This is a genomic window from Streptomyces sp. NPDC051907 (genome assembly GCF_040681075.1).
Lineage (GTDB): Bacteria > Actinomycetota > Actinomycetes > Streptomycetales > Streptomycetaceae > Streptomyces.
In genome coordinates this window covers 61493-78506 of record NZ_JBFAYB010000005.1, presented here as the reverse complement: position 1 = coordinate 78506, position 17014 = coordinate 61493, and the positions used below count along the sequence as shown (strand labels likewise).

At 71.3% G+C, this 17014-nt stretch carries 17 protein-coding genes; 5 read left to right on the top strand and 12 right to left on the bottom strand.

The genetic code is table 11. The annotated features are described in order from the left end of the window. Nucleotides 1-3: 3 nt before the first annotated feature. The 6 genes from AB0M39_RS05165 to AB0M39_RS05140 all read right to left on the bottom strand — a co-directional run bounded on the left by AB0M39_RS05165 (nt 4) and on the right by AB0M39_RS05140 (nt 3839). Nucleotides 4-645: a contact-dependent growth inhibition system immunity protein gene (locus AB0M39_RS05165; RefSeq protein WP_365360331.1), complete on the bottom strand. Its 642-nt coding sequence runs from the start codon at nt 643-645 to the stop codon at nt 4-6. Between the two features lie 13 nt (nt 646-658). Next, nucleotides 659-964, bottom strand: a complete 306-nt coding sequence (locus AB0M39_RS05160) for an RNase A-like domain-containing protein (protein WP_365360329.1) — start codon at nt 962-964, stop codon at nt 659-661. 10 nt (nt 965-974) lie between these two features. Then, complete coding sequence (locus AB0M39_RS05155; protein WP_365360327.1) at nt 975-1634, bottom strand: hypothetical protein; 660 nt, start codon at nt 1632-1634, stop codon at nt 975-977. A gap of 93 nt (nt 1635-1727) precedes the next feature. Next, a complete protein-coding gene (locus AB0M39_RS05150; protein ID WP_365360325.1) occupies nt 1728-2027 on the bottom strand; it encodes a WXG100 family type VII secretion target in 300 nt (99 codons plus the stop codon). Between the two features lie 146 nt (nt 2028-2173). After that, nucleotides 2174-2563, bottom strand: a complete 390-nt coding sequence (locus tag AB0M39_RS05145; protein ID WP_365360323.1) for a WXG100 family type VII secretion target — start codon at nt 2561-2563, stop codon at nt 2174-2176. 97 nt (nt 2564-2660) lie between these two features. Further along, nucleotides 2661-3839 carry a class I SAM-dependent methyltransferase gene (locus AB0M39_RS05140; protein WP_365360321.1) on the bottom strand — a complete coding sequence of 393 codons (1179 nt, stop codon included), beginning with the start codon at nt 3837-3839 and terminating at the stop codon, nt 2661-2663. Between the two features lie 9 nt (nt 3840-3848). On the opposite strand from AB0M39_RS05140, the gene AB0M39_RS05135 reads away from it, so the two are divergent. From AB0M39_RS05135 to groL, 3 genes are all read left to right on the top strand, one after another. Then, nucleotides 3849-4898 (top strand): polysaccharide deacetylase family protein, encoded by a 1050-nt coding sequence (locus tag AB0M39_RS05135; RefSeq protein WP_365360319.1) that lies wholly within the window; start codon nt 3849-3851, stop codon nt 4896-4898. Between the two features lie 670 nt (nt 4899-5568). Continuing rightward, the gene (groES, locus tag AB0M39_RS05130; protein WP_119103562.1) at nt 5569-5877 is read left to right on the top strand and encodes a co-chaperone GroES; all 309 of its coding nucleotides are present in this window, start codon (nt 5569-5571) and stop codon (nt 5875-5877) included. Between the two features lie 98 nt (nt 5878-5975). Further along, nucleotides 5976-7604 carry a chaperonin GroEL gene (gene groL / locus AB0M39_RS05125; protein WP_365360316.1) on the top strand — a complete coding sequence of 543 codons (1629 nt, stop codon included), beginning with the start codon at nt 5976-5978 and terminating at the stop codon, nt 7602-7604. Nucleotides 7605-7670: 66 nt separating this feature from the next. On the opposite strand, the gene AB0M39_RS05120 is transcribed toward groL, so the two are convergent. The 3 genes from AB0M39_RS05120 to AB0M39_RS05110 all read right to left on the bottom strand — a co-directional run bounded on the left by AB0M39_RS05120 (nt 7671) and on the right by AB0M39_RS05110 (nt 10880). Beyond that, nucleotides 7671-8357 carry an ester cyclase gene (locus tag AB0M39_RS05120; protein ID WP_365360314.1) on the bottom strand — a complete coding sequence of 229 codons (687 nt, stop codon included), beginning with the start codon at nt 8355-8357 and terminating at the stop codon, nt 7671-7673. 102 nt (nt 8358-8459) lie between these two features. Next, complete coding sequence (locus AB0M39_RS05115; RefSeq protein WP_365360312.1) at nt 8460-9488, bottom strand: hydroxyacid dehydrogenase; 1029 nt, start codon at nt 9486-9488, stop codon at nt 8460-8462. A 255-nt stretch (nt 9489-9743) separates the two neighbouring features. Beyond that, a complete protein-coding gene (locus AB0M39_RS05110; protein WP_365360310.1) occupies nt 9744-10880 on the bottom strand; it encodes a substrate-binding domain-containing protein in 1137 nt (378 codons plus the stop codon). A gap of 134 nt (nt 10881-11014) precedes the next feature. Here AB0M39_RS05110 and AB0M39_RS05105 point away from each other — a divergent pair, with 134 nt between their 5' ends. Continuing rightward, entirely contained in the window at nt 11015-12949 is a 1935-nt protein-coding gene (locus AB0M39_RS05105) for a DUF2264 domain-containing protein (protein ID WP_365360308.1), read from the top strand. Here the strand turns inward: AB0M39_RS05105 and AB0M39_RS05100 are convergent. From AB0M39_RS05100 to AB0M39_RS05090, 3 genes are all read right to left on the bottom strand, one after another. Continuing rightward, entirely contained in the window at nt 12912-13685 is a 774-nt protein-coding gene (locus AB0M39_RS05100; RefSeq protein WP_365360306.1) for an SDR family oxidoreductase, read from the bottom strand. The two genes, AB0M39_RS05105 and AB0M39_RS05100, sit on opposite strands and share 38 nt — an antisense overlap. Before the next feature lie 10 nt (nt 13686-13695). Further along, entirely contained in the window at nt 13696-15210 is a 1515-nt protein-coding gene (locus AB0M39_RS05095) for a multicopper oxidase domain-containing protein (RefSeq protein ID WP_365360304.1), read from the bottom strand. 92 nt (nt 15211-15302) lie between these two features. Beyond that, nucleotides 15303-15992, bottom strand: coding sequence for an MOSC domain-containing protein (locus AB0M39_RS05090; protein WP_365360302.1), 690 nt, complete (start codon nt 15990-15992; stop codon nt 15303-15305). An 82-nt stretch (nt 15993-16074) separates the two neighbouring features. Here AB0M39_RS05090 and AB0M39_RS05085 point away from each other — a divergent pair, with 82 nt between their 5' ends. Then, the gene (locus tag AB0M39_RS05085; RefSeq protein ID WP_365360300.1) at nt 16075-16968 is read left to right on the top strand and encodes a LysR family transcriptional regulator; all 894 of its coding nucleotides are present in this window, start codon (nt 16075-16077) and stop codon (nt 16966-16968) included. Nucleotides 16969-17014: the final 46 nt, after the last annotated feature.

Here is a 17014-nt window from a genome sequence, read left to right as displayed (position 1 = left end):
CGGTCAGCGTGCGCGCAGACGGGCGGCCAGCTCGGTGAGCCAGGCGCCGGGGGCGAAGGACTCGGGCGGGTCGACCTCCATGCCGAGCTCGGCGAGCGCCAGCGCGTAGTCGGACTCGTCCAGGGGGAGGGTGAGCAGGTCGTGCACCTCGCCGCTGAGCTGGGCGATCAGACCGCTGTCGGTGGTGTCGAGGTAGTCGTCGAGCGCCGCGTCGTGGTCCTCGAACTCCTCGGGCATGTCCTGGGAGTACCAGCCGCCGAGCAGCTGGGCGAGCTCGGGGAAGCGGGCGTGCCACTCCCAGTGGGTCTGGGGGGTGGCGGGGGGCGGGGCCTGGCCGGTCTCGACGCTCTCCTTGAGGCGCTCGGCCAGCCGCAGCAGCCAGGCCTGGATCTCCGCGTCGGGCAGGCCGACGTCCGGCACGGGGTAGAACTCGCCCAGCCGCAGGCGCAGTCGGCCCGGGGGGTTCTCCGCGTACTCGCGCAGCTGGTGCTCAGCGACGGGCAGGGCCCAGGGGCGGGTGCGCCAGGTGTGGCGGAGGTAGGCGGTCAGCGGCTCGTCCTCGTCGGCCGTGCGGCCGAGGTAGGCCCGGACGACGTGGTCCAGCTCGCCGTATTTGCGGTCGTGTTCGCGCGGCTTCAGGGACACGGGTGTGCTGCCTCTAGAGGTAGATCGGGAAGGTGGCGTGGACGGTGAAGCCGTGCGGGCTGGCGGTGTCCCGCTTGAGGACCACGCGGGCGGCGCGGACGTCGATCGGCTCGCGGCCGGCGAGCATCATCGCCTGCAGCAGGACCCGCCCGACCGGCTCGGGGCGCGAGGGCCAGGCGGCCTCGATGGTCAGGCGCTGCCGCGTCGACTGGGCCAGCCAGCGGTGGATCGCCTGCTCGTTGGCGGTCACGACCTGCTGGGTCGCCCACTGCGCGGCCTCCCGGTCGGGATAAGTGGCGGAACGGTTCGGATTCGACACGGAATTGACCTCAGTGCTGCTCTTCGAAGTGGACGTGGACGGCGTTGAGAATGGCCTGCAGGACCGGCTTGGAGGCCCAGGGGATCGCCTCGACGAGCCCGGCCTCGAGTGCCTGTGGTGTGGGGAAGAGCAGCAGAGCCTCCTGAAGCTCCGCGGCCAGTGCGGACATGTCCTGATGGCAGCGGGTGGGATGCTCGCTCGCGACTCCCTCGCGCACCCCCTCGTCGAAGTCCTCGTACTCGCCCGAGTCCACCCACCACCAGAACTGCGCGATCCTGCCGAACTTCAGACGGGCTTCCCAGGCCGCCATCGGCAATTGCTCGAAGTCCGGAACGGCCTCCCGGTCCTGAAGCCGGAGCAGACCGGAGAGCAGTCGGAGGAATTCGGGCCCGGACAGCTCGCCGGCGGCTTCGCCGAGCTTCTCGGAGAACCCGGCCGGCGTCTCGGGCGGCTCCTCGGATGCGAGCTGGTCCGAGAGCAGATCGAGCAGGGCGGACACCGTGGCGACGGGCATGGCCCAGTCGGCCTGCGGCGAGTCCTCGATCGTCCGGCAGAACCGGGCCAGTTCGTCCTCGAGGGGGCTGGCGTCGTCGTGTCGGCACGCGACGGCCAGATCGAGGATTCTGGAGACCGCTCCGTTGTTGAAGACGGCTCCGGTGTAGGTGGTCACGTCGGGCATGCTAAGGCGCTTCCGGCATGGACAGATCGGACGGCTTGACGTCGATCGTGCCGTTCGCCGGCGGGGGCGGGGGCGGGGTGCCCATCAGGCGGCTCCCCAGCCTCGCAGGACGGCGCGGTGGGCGGCGCCGTAGTTGGCCTGGCCGGTCGTGACGACCTCGTGCAGCCAGGCCTGCGCGGCCTGGAGGTCCTGCATCTGCTTGTCCCACTGGTCGAGTTCCTCGACGAAGGCCTCGCGCGCGTCGCCCTGCCAGGTCAGCACGACCTTCTCGGTGCGGGTGTAGAGGGTCTCCAGGCGCAGGTTGAGCTGCTTGAGGATGTCCTCCAGCTCGCCCGCCAGATCGCGCAGAGTGGTGAAGCTGACGCCTATGTAGTCGTCGGTCATGCGGTGTTCCCCCGGTTTCCTACGTGGCTCAGATACGACTCGGACGCCGGCCCGGACGCCGACTCAGACGCCTGGCCCGGACGTCGCCTCAGCCTCGGCTCAGGCACCGGCTCGGACGTCGACACGGACTCGGCTCAGGCGTCGGCTCAGATGTCGAGGATGCGGCTGCTCGGCGGCGTCGGCGCGGTGTCCTCGGACAGCTCCTGGGCCTCCCGTACGACGTCGACCTGGCTCTGCTGGCTGCGCATCCGCCGCAGCGTGTCCAGCTCCTGCTGGGTGAAGCCGTCCCGGCTCATCCGCATCGCCTCCTCGAGGACGACGAGGATCTCCCTGATCCGCACGGCGTCCTCGGCCGCGCCCCGGTGCAGCGCGCGGTAGCCCTTGGACGCCTCGCCCTTCCAGCCGGCCTCGATACGGTCCACGACCGCGTCCATGCGCCGCACCTGGCTGTCCAGATGGCGCTGCATCGCGTCGAGGTCCCCCGCGAGCTGGGTCAGGTCCTCCTCGGCGACGTCGAGGTTCGCCTTCTCCACCATCACTCCCCCTAGAGCCACCCGACACAGTCACCCGACCCTAACAACGGCTTCCGGCCAACCGTCGGTTGGGGAAAAGAAGACCGCGGGGTGATCTTGGTTACGCGGGACGCCCCACGAGCATCGTCGGCGCCCCCGCCACCCTCGTCAGGAAGACCGTCGCCGCGTTGCGCCCCTGTGGCTTCACCTTGCGGCGCAGCTCCTCCGGCTCCACCGCCGAGCCGCGCTTCTTGACCGTCAGCACCCCGACCTCGCGCTCGCGCAGCAGCGCCTTCAACTTCTTCACGTTGAAGGGGAGTTCGTCGGTGATCTCGTACGCCGTCGCGTACGCGGTCGGCCTCAGCTCGTCCGCCGTGACGTACGCGATCGTCTCGTCGATCAGCCCGCCGCCCAGCTCGGCGGCCACGTCGGCCACCAGATGCGCCCGGATGACCGCGCCGTCCGGCTCGTACAGGAACCGGCCCACCGTGCGCACCGCCGGGTCGGGCAGGCCCGCCCCGGTCAGCGAGCGCGGGCCCGGCAGCAGCGTCGCGCTGATCGCGCCCGGGCGGGCGCCGAACCAGAGCACCGCCTCCTTCACATCGCCGCCGTCCGAGATCCACTCCGCCTCGGCGTCCTCGGGCACCGCCTCGTGCGGGATGCCCGGCGCGATCTTCAGGGCCGCGTGCGGGCGGGTGCGGGCCGCCTGGATCGCCCAGGACAGGGGCGGGGAGTACGCCTCCGGGTCGAAGATCCGCCCCCGTCCGCCGCGCCGGGCGGGGTCCACGAAGACCGCGTCGTACGCCGTCGTGTCGATCTCCGTCACATCCGCGCAGCGGACCTCGATCAGGTCCGCGAGGCCCAGCGCCCGCGCGTTCGCCCGCGCGACGGCGGCCGTCAGCGGGTCGCGGTCCACGGCGAGCACGGAGATGCCCGCCCGGGCGAGCGCGAGGGCGTCGCCGCCGATGCCGCTGCACAGATCGGCCACGCTGCGCACGCCCAGGGCGGCGAACCGGCCGGCTCGGTACGCCGCGACCGAGGAGCGGGTCGCCTGCTCGACGCCGTTGGGGGTGAAGAACATCCGTTGCGCGTCCTGCGCGCCGAACTTCGCCGCCGCGCGCTGCCGCAGCCTCGCCTGGGTGAGCGCGGCCGAGACCAGCTCGGCGGGGTGCTCGCGGCGCAGCCGGGTGGCGATCGCCAGCTCCTGCGCGGGGTCGTAGTCGCGCAGCTCGGCCAGCAGCGCCCTGCCCTGGTCGGTCTGCAGCGAGGAGAAGGCGTCGAGGGCGGAGAGGTCGTTCACCGGATCATTGTGGGCCAGGTGGGGGATGGTGCGCTCGCGGCGGAGGTGTCGGCGGGGCCGTACGGATCCGTGCTGACAGGATCCAGCGCCATGCAGCTAGTAAGACAAAAAGAGCATAAGTGTGTCATTCAAGGTCGTGGGCGGAGTCGCGGGCAGGGCCGTCGCCGCCGCCCTGCCCGCGCGCGCACCGCCCTCGCCGCCCTCGTCCTCGCGGCCCTCGCCTCCGGCTGCGGCGGCGCGGAGACGGACGCCCCGCCGCAGCCGGCCCCCGGCCAGCAGGCGAAGGAGCGGCGGGGGCCGGCCGGCGCGCTCTCCTCGTATGTGACGCGGGTACGGGCCGCCCACGCCGCGCGGGTCGCCGCCGCCAAGAAGTGGGGGCTGAAGAAGACCCCGCTGGTCGCGCCCATGCCGCCCGCCGTCAAGCCGAGGATCACCACCCGCAAGGGGTTCGAGGTCGAGGGGGCCGAGGACCTGCCGCCCGTCTTCACCACGGTGCCGGTCAAGGAGAAGGTCGTCTTCCTGACGATCGACGACGGCTCGGAGAAGGACCCCGCGCTGCTGCGGATGATGTCCGACCTGCGGATCCCGTACAGCGCCTTCATCAGCGACTACGTGATCAACGACGACTACGGCTACTTCAAGCGGATGCAGGACCGCGGAGTCTTCCTGCACAACCACACGCTCAACCACCGCTATATGCCCGGGCTCTCCTACGCCGCGCAGAAGCGCGAGATCTGCGGCCAGCAGGCCAACATCGAGAAGCGCTATGGCAAGCGGCCCCCGCTCTTCCGCCCGCCGTTCGGCAACTACAACCGCGACACCCTGCGCGCCGCGCAGTCCTGCGGAGTCAAGGCGGTGCCGCTCTGGGCGGCGGAGGGGTTCCCCGACCGTATGGAGTGGCGGGAGTGGGACCGCGACCTGCACGCCGGCGACATCATCCTCACCCATTTCCGCGGCCGCGAGGACTGGAAGGGCACGATGCCCGACATGATCCGGCAGGTCCTGAACACGGTCACCGCCAAGGGGTACGCCGTGGCCAGGCTGGAGGACTACGTATGACCGGCGGCCGCGCATGACCGGCGGCTATAGATGACCGGCCGCCATGGACGACAACTGCCTGACCGCACTGGACGACAGCCGACCGACCGCTGCGAACGACAGTTGACCGGCCGCCATGGACGACAGCCGGCCGACCGCTATGGGCGACCGGCGGCTATGGACGACAGGCTCCGCGGATGAGCGGCGCGCGCCGGCCGCTCGTCAGGCTGCTCGCTGTCGGCGCCCTTCTCGCCGCCGGGTGCTCCCCGCAGGCCTCGCCCTCCTCGCTCGACCCCATCGAGCGGCTCGCCCGCAAGGCGGCGCGGCATGTCCGCGCGGTCTACGGAGACGTGCGCGGAGACGTTCATGGAGGTGTGCACGGAGGCGAGACGGGAGCCGCCGCCGGAACCCCGGCGCGGGCCGCTGCGTTGTCCCTGCGGGAGCGGGCCGGGACCGGTCGGGAGGGCCCGCGGCGGCGGGCTGAGGCAATCGAGATCGAAACGACGCCACAGCGCTCATTGGCACTCCGCTTGACCGAGTGCTAATCGCGGTCATAGTCTCAGGTCTGGCACTCCCCGTAGGAGAGTGCCAACACAGCGACGGGCAGGTCCGGCACCCGCGACGACGGATCCACCTGGTCGCCACCTCAGACAGTTAACCCCGTGAGATCTCCGAAGGGGGAGGTCGGATCGTGACGACCGCCAGCTCCAAGGTTGCCATCAAGCCGCTCGAGGACCGCATTGTGGTCCAGCCGCTCGACGCCGAGCAGACCACGGCCTCTGGCCTGGTCATCCCGGACACTGCGAAGGAGAAGCCCCAGGAGGGCGTCGTCCTCGCGGTGGGCCCGGGTCGCTTCGAGAACGGCGAGCGCCTGCCGCTCGACGTCAAGACCGGCGACGTCGTGCTCTACAGCAAGTACGGCGGCACCGAGGTGAAGTACAGCGGCGAGGAGTACCTCGTCCTCTCGGCTCGCGACGTGCTCGCGATCGTCGAGAAGTAGTTCATCCCGGTTGTACGTGACCTGCGCCCCTGGCCCCCGCGATATCACAGCCGGGCGGTCCGGGGCGCAGTTCGTTTTTGAGAGGACTTGAAAGCTCCATGGCGAAGATCCTGAAGTTCGACGAGGACGCCCGTCGCGCCCTCGAGCGCGGCGTCAACAAGCTTGCCGACACGGTCAAGGTGACGATCGGCCCCCGCGGCCGCAACGTCGTCATCGACAAGAAGTTCGGCGCTCCCACCATCACCAACGACGGTGTCACGATCGCCCGCGAGGTCGAGATCGAGGACCCGTACGAGAACCTCGGCGCGCAGCTGGTGAAGGAGGTGGCGACCAAGACCAACGACATCGCTGGCGACGGCACCACCACCGCCACCGTGCTCGCCCAGGCGCTGGTCCGCGAGGGTCTGCGCAACGTCGCCGCGGGCGCGTCCCCGGCCGCCCTCAAGAAGGGCATCGACGCCGCGGTCAAGGCCGTGTCCGAGGAGCTCCTCGCGACCGCCCGCCCGATCGACGACAAGGCCGACATCGCCGCCGTGGCCGCGCTCTCCGCGCAGGACCAGCAGGTCGGCGAGCTCATCGCCGAGGCGATGGACAAGGTCGGCAAGGACGGTGTCATCACCGTCGAGGAGTCCAACACCTTCGGCCTGGAGCTCGACTTCACCGAGGGCATGGCCTTCGACAAGGGCTACCTGTCCCCGTACATGGTGACCGACCAGGAGCGTATGGAGGCCGTCCTCGACGACCCGTACATCCTGATCAACCAGGGCAAGATCTCCTCGATCCAGGACCTGCTCCCGCTCCTCGAGAAGATCATCCAGGGCGGCGCCTCGAAGCCGCTGCTGATCATCGCCGAGGACGTCGAGGGCGAGGCCCTGTCGACCCTGGTCGTGAACAAGATCCGCGGCACCTTCAACGCGGTCGCGGTCAAGGCCCCCGGCTTCGGCGACCGCCGCAAGGCGATGCTCCAGGACATGGCGACCCTCACCGGCGCCACCGTCATCGCCGAGGAGGTCGGCCTCAAGCTCGACCAGGCCGGTCTGGACGTGCTGGGCACCGCCCGCCGCGTGACGATCACCAAGGACGAGACCACCGTCGTCGACGGCGGCGGCAAGTCCGAGGACGTCGTCGGCCGCGTCAACCAGATCAAGGCCGAGATCGAGTCCACGGACTCCGACTGGGACCGCGAGAAGCTCCAGGAGCGCCTCGCGAAGCTGGCCGGCGGCGTGTGCGTGATCAAGGTCGGCGCCGCCACCGAGGTGGAGCTGAAGGAGAAGAAGCACCGTCTGGAGGACGCCATCTCCGCGACCCGCGCCGCGGTCGAGGAGGGCATCGTCTCCGGTGGCGGCTCCGCGCTCGTCCACGCCGTCAAGGTCCTCGAGGGCAACCTCGGCAAGGAGGGCGACGAGGCCACCGGTGTCGCCGTCGTCCGCCGCGCCGCCGTCGAGCCGCTGCGCTGGATCGCCGAGAACGCCGGCCTCGAGGGCTACGTCATCACCTCCAAGGTGGCGGAGCTGGACAAGGGCCAGGGCTTCAACGCCGCGACCGGCGAGTACGGCGACCTGGTGAAGGCCGGCGTCATCGACCCGGTCAAGGTCACGCGCTCCGCGCTGGAGAACGCCGCGTCCATCGCCTCCCTGCTGCTCACGACCGAGACCCTGGTCGTCGAGAAGCCGGCCGAGGACGAGGGCGACGCGGGTCACGGGCACGGCCACGGCCACTCCCACTGACGCACGCAGCACAAAGGCCCCCGTCCCAGCCGCTCGCCGGCTGGGACGGGGGCCTTCCGCGTCTGTTCAGGAGCTGAGCTGGCGCATCAGGCCCATGGCGTCGAAGTGCCACCAGCCTTCCTTGATCTTGCCGTCCTCGCACCGGAAGATCGTGGTGCCCGTCATGGTGCACTCCTTGCCCGTCGGCGCGAGGCCCATGAACTCGCCCTTGTGGGTGCCCTTCCACGACCACAGCGTCACGACGTCGTCGCCCTGGCAGATCTCCTTGTCCAGGGTGAACGTGAAGTCGAAGGCGTCGCGCCATCCGGTGACGTCGCTTCGGATCACCTCGGACCCGATCGTCGACTCCTCGTCCTTCATGATGTCGTGGTCGCGGTAGTCGGCCGCGAACAGCTCGTCGATGGCGGCGAGGTCGCCGCCGGCGGCGACCTCGTAGAAGAAGCGGCGCGACAGCGCTTCGTTCAACTGGTCGTCGCGGACGACGTCGAGGTCCGTGAACGTGGGCATCCCGTCGCAGAGGGCGACCATCTCCTGGAAGATCCGGTCCGTCTCCGGCAGCTGGGAGTTCTTCATCGCCTCTTCGTACGACGGGAATTCGACGATCTCTACGACGTGCCCGTCGGAGCGGTCCTTGCCGATGAGGCTGTGCGTGGCGGTCCGCCGGCCCTTGGTCTGTTCGACCCACTGGTCCATCAGCCGGCCCATGTCGTCGGACCGGTCGGTCTTACAGTCGATTATTTGTACGAATTTCATGGCGACTCCCGATTCCGTCTGCTGGGACTGGGTGGGATGCGTCCATTTTAGTGAGATATGCGGTTTGGTGAGATATGAGGGCTTCAGGCGCTCTGGAGCGCCTCAGGCCGAGTGGTGCAGCGTCCCCGGGAGCACCGGGTCCGCGAAGGGCAGGCCGGCCGCGTAGCGCTCCAGCTCGTCGAGCGCCCGGTCCGCCATCCGGTGCAGCTCGTTGCCCAGGGAGCCCGCGATATGCGGAGTCAGCAGGACGTTCGGGAGCTCGTACAACGGCGAGTCGGCGGGCGGGGCTTCGGGATCGGTGACGTCGAGCACGGCGTCGAGGCGGCCCGAGAGAAGCTCCGGCAGGAGCGCGGCCTCGTCGACCAGCGAGCCGCGCGAGGTGTTGACCAGCGTCGCCCCGTCGGGCATGAGCGCGAGCCGCCGCGCGTCGATCATGTGGTGGGTGGCCGGGAGCTGCGGGGCGTGGACGGTGACGACGTCGCTCTGGGCGCACAGCTCGTCGAGCTCCGTGCGTACGACACCGAGTTCGCGGGCCTCGGCGGCGTCCGCATAGGGGTCGTACAGCAGGACCCGCAGGTCGAAGGGGCGCAGCAGCTCGATCACACGGCGGCCGATGCGCGAGGCGCCGACGACGCCCACGGTGCGGCGGTAGTTGCCCGCGCCGTCGAGCTCCGAGACCCAGTCGTGCGGGGCGCGCAGCTGTCCGTACCGGTGGGCCGAGCGCAGCACGCGCTTGCCCGCGAAGAGGATAGCGGCGAGCGTGTACTCGGCGACGGGCAGGGCGTTGGCCGCGGCCGTCGAGGTCACCGCGATGCCGCGCTCCCAGCAGGCCTCGGTGATGTGGTGCTTGACGGACCCGGCCGCGTGGACGACCGCGCGCAGACGGGGCGCCGCGGCGAGCACCTCGGCGGTGAGCGGGGGAGCTCCCCAGCAGGTCAGCAGCACCTCGGCCGTGGCGAGGGCGGCGGCGACGGGCGGCGCGGGGGCGGCGAGGTTGTGGGCGACCAGGTCCGGGTCGGTGCGGGCGAGCGCGGTGAGGCGGGCGCGGTGGCGCTCGGCGAGCAGGCGCTCGGCGATGCCGGGACCCATGGCCATCAGGAGCGCGGGGCGATGGTGAGTGGCGCGGTGCATGGTGGAACGCGAGCTCCTCGCTTCACGGGCTCCTGGGCAGGCGCGGGATGGACGTTGGCCGCGATCCTTGGGTCAGTCCTGAACGAAGTCAAGAGCAGATGGTCGATTGAGCGAAAATAGATCAGAAATGCTCGACAGGGCGGCTCTCCTCATGCTCACCCGATCCGTTCAGGGGTCTGCTCGCCTCAGGAGGTCTGCCCGCTCAGGAGGTCGGCTGGTCTCAGGGGTCTGCTGGTGCCAGGAGGTCCGCTCGTCTCAGGGGGTCCGCTGGTCCGCGCCGCAGGAGGCGCGCACCCGCAGCCGCGGCAGCAGCGACAGATGCCTGCGCGGCTCGTCCGCGTCCGGACCGGCCGTCAGCCGCTCCACCAGCAGCCGCGCGGCCTGCCGCCCCACGGCCCGCTTGGGCGGGGCCACCGCGGTGAGCGGGGTGTCGGCGAGCGCGGCGACCTCGTCGTCGTACGCGATGAGCGCCAGGTCCTGCGGCACCCGCACGCCCAGCTCGGCCAGCCGCTGGACCATCTGGATGGCGTCCACGTCGTTGTGCACCACGGCCGCCGTCGCCTGCCCGGAGGCCACCGCCGTGTGCAGCGCCCGCACCGCGGCCTCGAAGTCCTCCGGCCGCTGCTCGGCCGAGACCGAGTCGATCGCCTCCCGGGGCGCTCGCAGGCCCAGCGCGTCCAGCGCGTCGACGTACCCCGAGCGCACGGCCAGCGCGGTAGGGCTGTCGGCTCGGGCGACCAGCAGCGGCGCGCCGTGCCCGAGTCCCACCAGATGGCGGACGGCGAGCAGCACCCCGTGCCGGTGGTCGGAAACGACCCGGTCCAGGCCGTCCAGGGCGCTGCCGGGGGCGGCCCCGCGCTCCAGCAGCACAGTGGGCACGGGCAGTTCGGTGAGCCAGTCCCCGTGCTCCGCCGGGTCCTTCGGCCCGCGCCAGCCCGGTGCGATCAGCAGTCCCTCGGCGCCTGCGGCCAGCAGCCCCTCGGCGCGCGAGCGGTCCTCCTCGGGGCGGTAGTCCGAGATCCGCAGGACCAGCCGGGCGCCGGCCTGCGCCGCGGCTTCGTGCGCCCCGCGGATGACCTCGGCGAAGTAGTACGTCGCGGAGGGCGCGAGCAGCCCGAGCACCAGCTCGCCGCCGCCCGCGCGCCGCTCGGCGCCCCCCTGGCCCGGCGCCTGCCCCCGCCACGGCTCCCAGCCCTGCCCCCGGCCCTGCGGCCAGGAGACCGATCCGTGCACGCGGTCCAGCCGCCCCTCGCCGGCCAGCGCCTCCACGTCCCGGCGCACGGTGACGGGGGAGACCCCCAGCAGCCCGGCGAGGTCCGAGACGCGCGCGCTCCCGCGCTTGCGCACCAGCTCCAGCAGTCTCTTATGACGTTCAGCGGCACTCTCGCGCACGGTGGCTCTCCCCCTCGCGGTGTGGTGGCCCGATGAGACAGACCCTAGTCCAATATGATCGAACGACAATGGATTCGATCGTTCGCTCGCATATGCATTGACCCGTCGATCGATCCACGGTGATGATGCGCCTCATGCCCACGCCGTCCGAGAACCGCGAGCTGAGCCCGTACACCGGCTGGACGCGCGGCCACTGGGAAGCCACAGCGGACGAACTCCTGCTGGCCGTGCGCCCCTACGCCTCGCCCCGGCATGGACTGATCAACCTCCCCGGACCGCGCCCCAGCAGCTCCGGTCCCCGGTCGGACGGCCTCGAAGGGTACGCCCGGACCTTCCTCCTCGCCGCCCTCCGCATCGCGGGCGCGCACGCCGCCGACCCGCCCGCCGGCCCCTATAGCGGAGATCCACACCCGAGCGACCCGTACGCCGCCGATCCGCACGCCGCCCGTCAGAGCTGCGACCCCAACGCCCGCGACCCGTACGGCCATCTCGCCCGGTACGCCGAGGGGCTCGCCGCCGGAACCGCGCGGACCCAGCGCTCGGAGGCCTGGCCGCTGACGGCCGACGTCCGTCAGGCGATCGTCGAGTCCGCGTCCGTCGCGCTGAGCCTGCGTCTCACCCGCCCCTGGCTCTGGGACGCCCTCGACGACCGCACCCGCCAGCGGACCGTCGACTGGCTGCTCCCCGCCCTGGACCCCTCCCCGGTCGACAACAACTGGTGGCTCTTCGGCCTCACCGTCGCCGGCTTCCTCCAGGACGCCGGCATCGAGACCGACCGAGCCCGGCGCACCGTCGACCGCTCCCTCGCCCGCATCGAGGAGTGGTACCTGGGGGACGGCTGGTACAGCGACGGCGCCAACCGCGCCTTCGACCACTACAACGGCTGGGCCCTGCACTTCTATCCCGTGCTCCATGCCCATCTCGCCGCCGACCAGGGGCTCCTGGACCGCTATGGCCCCCGCCTGCACAGGCACCTCGACGACGCGACCCGCCTCTTCGGCGCGGACGGCTCGCCCATGCCGTACGGGCGTTCGCTGACCTACCGGTTCGCCGCCGCCGCGGCGCCCTGGCTCGGCGCGCTGACCGGCCACACCCCGCTCGCCCCCGGGGCCACCCGCCGCCTCGTCTCCGGGACCCTGCGCCACTTCCTCGACCGAGGCGCGCGCGACGAGCGCGGACTGCTCTCGCTGGGCTGGCACGGCCCCTACGAGCCGGTCCTGCAGAGCTACTCGGGGCCCGGCTCGCCGTACTGGGCCGCCAAGGGCTTCCTCGGGCTGCTCATCCCGCCCGGCCACCCCGTCTGGACCGACCGCGAGGAACCGCTGCCCGCCGAGACCGCCGACGCGGTCACCCTGGTGGGACCGCCGCACATGCTCGTCCAGTCCACCGCCGCCGACGGTGTGGTCCGCCTCCACAACCACGGCAGCAACCACGCCGTGTACGACGAGGACGCCCGCTACTACTCGCGCTTCGCCTACTCGACCCGGACCGGCCCCACCACCCACGAGGCCCTGGCCGACAACCACTTCGCGCTGGTCGTCGACGATGTCGAGACGGAGCGCGGACCCGCCGTCCCCCTCGGCTCAGGCCCCGGCTGGCTCGCCTCGGCCCACACCCCGCACCCCGGCGTCCGGGTCGTCTCCGCCACGCTGGCCCTCGGCCGGGTGGAGGTACGCGCCCATCTGGTCGCCGGAGCGCCCGAGGGGACCCCCGTACGCCAGACCGGCTGGGCGACCGACGAGCACGGCCCGACCGCCCAACTCCATCCCGTGCACGGCTACTCGAGCACCCGTGTGTACGAGACCGGCTCCACGCCGCTCGCCCGACGCACCCGCACCGCCGCACTGGAAGGCCGTACCGCCGGCGATCCGGCGCTCTTCGTCGCCCTCGCGTCCCTCACCGCCGAGCCCGACCCCGCGCCCCTCGACACGCTCGCCGAGGTCGAATTCGAAGTCGAGGCCGACGTCGAGGCCGGCGGCGCCTATAGCTGCGCCGTCCGCGTCCGCTGGCCGGACGGCTCCTGTCACACCCTTACCGCGGACCGTACTTCCGGCCTGTCTTGGACGTGATCCCGCCCAGCATCCCGCGCGGCGCCAGCTTCACCACGCCCATCAGCGCCTTGTACCGGGGGTCCGGGATCGACAGGGACTTCCCCCGGGCCAGGTCCGCCAGCGCCGTGGACACCAGCTTGTCCGCGTCCAGCCACATCCACCCGGGGATGTTGTCCGTGCCCATCCCGGCGCGCTCGTGGAACTCGGTGCGCACGAAGCCGGGGCAGAGCGCCATCAGCCGCACCCCCGACCCCGCCAGATCCCGCGCCGCGCCCTGCGTGAACTGCACGACCCACGCCTTCGACGCGCCATAGGTGCCGCGAGGCACGAACGCGGCCACCGACGCCACGTTCACCACGCCGCCCCGCCCGCGCTCGCGCATGGACTCCGTCGCCGCGGCCGTCAGCCGCAGCACCGCCTCGCAGTGCACCTTCAGCATGGTCAGCTCGTCGGCCATGGACACTTCCAAGAAGCGTCCCTTGTTGCCGAACCCCGCGTTGTTGACCAGCAGGTCCACCGGGTTCTTCCGGTCGCCGAGGCGCCTCTCGACCGCCGTGATCCCGGCCTCCTCGGCCAGGTCGGCGGTCAGCACCTCCGCCTCGATGCCGTGCCGGTCGTGCAGTTCGGTGGCCTGCTCCTGCAGCCGTTTGGTGTCGCGGGCCACCAGCACCAGGTTGTGCCCCTCGGCGGCGAGCCGTCGCGCGAACGCGGCGCCGATGCCCGCGGTCGCTCCCGTAATCAGTGCAGTCGTCATAGGCGGCACGTTAGTGCCCTGCGTGCGAGTGAGGCGTACGCACCTTGCCCGCCTTCTCGCCCTTCTCGACGACCACGAACTGCCCCATCATCCCCAGGTCCTCGTGGTACAGCAGATGGCAGTGGTACATATACGGAGTATCAGGATCCGCAGGCCCCTCGAAGCGCATCGCCAGCTTCACCGTGGCATGAGCCGGCACGAAGACGGTGTCCTTGGCCCCGCGCAGCGAGGGCGGCGGCTGCTTGCCGTCCACCTCCAGGACGCGGAACTGCACATCGTGGACGTGGAAGTTGTGCGGCGTGCTGTGCTCGTTGCGCACGGTCCACGTCTCCGCGGTCCCCCGGGTGACCGTCTCGTCGATCCGGTCCATCGCCATCTTCTTGCCGTTGATGCCCGAGGTGAGCAGCCCGAAGAAGCGCCCGCGCACCGAGTCCGACCCGTCCGGCACCTCCAGCTCGCCCAGTGCGCCGGGGAGCTCGGGGGAGTCCCGCAGGGTCTTCTTCGCCCGCAGCTGAAGGACGTCGAAGGAGTCGTCGCCGCCCGCGAACCGCTTCTGCCAGAAGTCCCCGAAGGAGTCGTGGGGGAAGCTGCGCAGCACGGTCCGCTCGCCCGGCTTCATGTGTACGACGATCTCGGCCCGCTCGCCCGGCGACAGCCGGATCCGGTCCATCCGCGCCGCCTTCTCCAGCAGCCCGCCGTCCGTCCCGATCAGCGCGAACTCCCGGTCGTCGGAGAAGCCGAAGTCATAGATGCGCGCGGTCGAGCCGTTGAGGAGCCGCAGCCGTACGAGCTCGTCGCCGACCTCCTTGTACGGGTCGAGGGTGCCGTTGACCATCGTCCGGTCGCCGAGGAACCCGGTGTCCTGCATCATCTTGTGCCCGTGGTCGAACTTCGACCCGTCGAAGCGCACGTCCTGGACGATGACGGGCAGATCGTCGACGCCGTACTTCTTCGGCAGCGCGAGCCGGTCGGCGGCGGCGTCGTCCAGGAGGAACATCCCGGCCAGGCCCCGCTGCACGTGCTTCTCCGTCTTGCCGTGCGGATGCGGGTGGTACCAGAGCGTCGCGGCCGGCTGGTCCACCTTCCAGTGCGGCCTCCAGGTCGCGCCCGGGGCGACCATCTGGTGCGGGCCGCCGTCCATCTTCGCGGGCAGGTGCATCCCGTGCCAGTGCACGGTGGAGGCCTCGCCCAGCTTGTTCCGGACCTTCACCGCGACCTTCTCGCCGCGCGCGGCGCGCAGCGTCGGCCCGAGGTAGTCGCCGTTGAAGCCCCAGGTGGGCGTCTTCTTCCCGGCTCTGAACTCCTTCTCGCCGGCCTGCATCGTCAGGTCGAAGACGCGGGTCCCGTCGCTGGTCACCGTGGACTTCGCGAGCGGCGGCACCGACAGCTCGTTGTCGAACTCCGTCGAGCCGACGGTGGACACCTTCGCGTCGGAGTACAGCCATAGCGCTCCGCCGCCGAGGGCGAGAGCTATAACGGCGACGACCACCGTGACGACGATGAGGACGCGCTTCAGCCGAGACATGCCTCCAGCGTCCCCGCGGCCGCTCGCGACGACATCGGGGGCGGCCCCCAGCCGCCCCCGAATCAACTTCCGCGCGGAGTCAGGGATTTCCCCTACGCGCTATGGGGGGCGCTCGCGCCGTGCTGGGCCACGTACTCGCGGGCCTGGCGCAGCTGCCTGGGGTGGAGCGCGTCCTCGCCCGCCGCGAGCACCCCCGGCAGCAGCGACCGATCGGTGGTCGCGGCCCTGAACGACATATCGACCGTGACGTCGTGATCCGGCCGGTGCACGAGCTGGATCTCGTCGCCCGCGCTGATCTCGCCGGGCTCGATCACCATCAGATAGGCCCCGGGCCGGCCGTTCTGCGTGAAGCGCCTGACCCAGCCCCGCTCTCCCAGCCAGGAGGCGAACGTACGGCACGGAATGCGGCCGCTCGTCACCTGGAGCACCAGCTCCGAGCCGACCCGCCAGCGCTCGCCGATCCTCGCCGCGCCGAGGTCGATCCCGATCGTGGTGAGGTTCTCGCCGAACGTGCCGTTGGAGAGCAGGCGGCCCAACTCCCGCTCCCAGTAGTCCAGGTCCTCGCGCGCGTAGGCGTACACGGCCTGATGGGTGCCGCCGTGGTGTCGCAGGTCGCAGACCGTGTCCCCGGCGACGCCGCTGCCGCCCTCGCCCTTGGGGCCGGGCTCGGTCACTCGTACGGCCCCCTCGACGGGCCGCTTGTCGATGCCGGTCGCGCCGCCCGCGGCGTCGGTGTAGTCGACGGTCTTGGGCCGTCCTGCATTCACGGTCAGAACCTTCATGGACAGCACGCTAACCCGTTCGATCTCAAAGTGAGCAGTCGATTTTGGAGCTCGCTCTCCAAGCCTCCCTTATATTCAGAGGGTGATCGAAGCCCGTCATCTCCGAGTCCTGCGCGCGGTGGCCGCCACCGGCTCGTTCTCCGCGGCCGCGCGCGAGCTGGGCTGCACCCAGCCCGCCGTCAGCCAGCAGATGAAGGCGCTCGAGGCGTCGGCGGGCACCCCGCTGCTCGTCCGCACCGGCCGCGAGATGCGCCTGACTCAGGCCGGCGAGGCGCTCGTACGGCATGCGTCCGGCATCCTCGCCGGGCTCACCGCCGCCGAGGAGGAGATCGCGGCCATCGCCGGTCTGCGGGCCGGCCGCGTCCGCCTGGTGTCTTTCCCCAGCGGCAGCTCCACCCTCGTGCCCAGGGCGCTCGCAGCCCTGCGCGCGGCCCATCCAGGGACCCGGGTCTCCCTCGTCGAGGCCGAGCCGCCGCGCTCGGTGGAGATGCTGCGCGAGGGGGACTGCGACGTGGCGCTCGCCTTCCGCTATAGCGCGACGGGAACGGAGTGGGACGACCTGGTGGTCCGCCCGCTGCTCACGGACCGGCTCGTGGGCCTGGTCCCCGAGGGGCACCGGCTGGCGGAGTCGGACGCGGTGGCCATCGGCGACCTCGCCGAGGAGTCGTGGATCGCGGGCTGCCCGCGCTGCCGCCGCCAGCTGGTCGAGGTCTGCGAGGAGGCGGGCTTCACCCCGCGCATCGACTTCGCGACGGACGACTATCCGGCGGTGATCGGCCTGGTGGGGGCGGGCCTGGGGGTGGCGGTGCTGCCCGAGCTCGCACTGGAGTCGGTACGCCCGAAGGGCTCGCGCACGGTGACCGTCGAGCCGGCGGTGCAACGACAGATCGTGGCCCTCACCCTCCCCGACCTAGCCCAGGTCCCCTCGGTCGCCGCAACCCTGAACCACCTGACGTCGGCGTCGGCTGCGCGCTGAGGGGGGTGGGTGCCCTGGCGGGGACGGTGGGGTCGGGGCCTCCGGG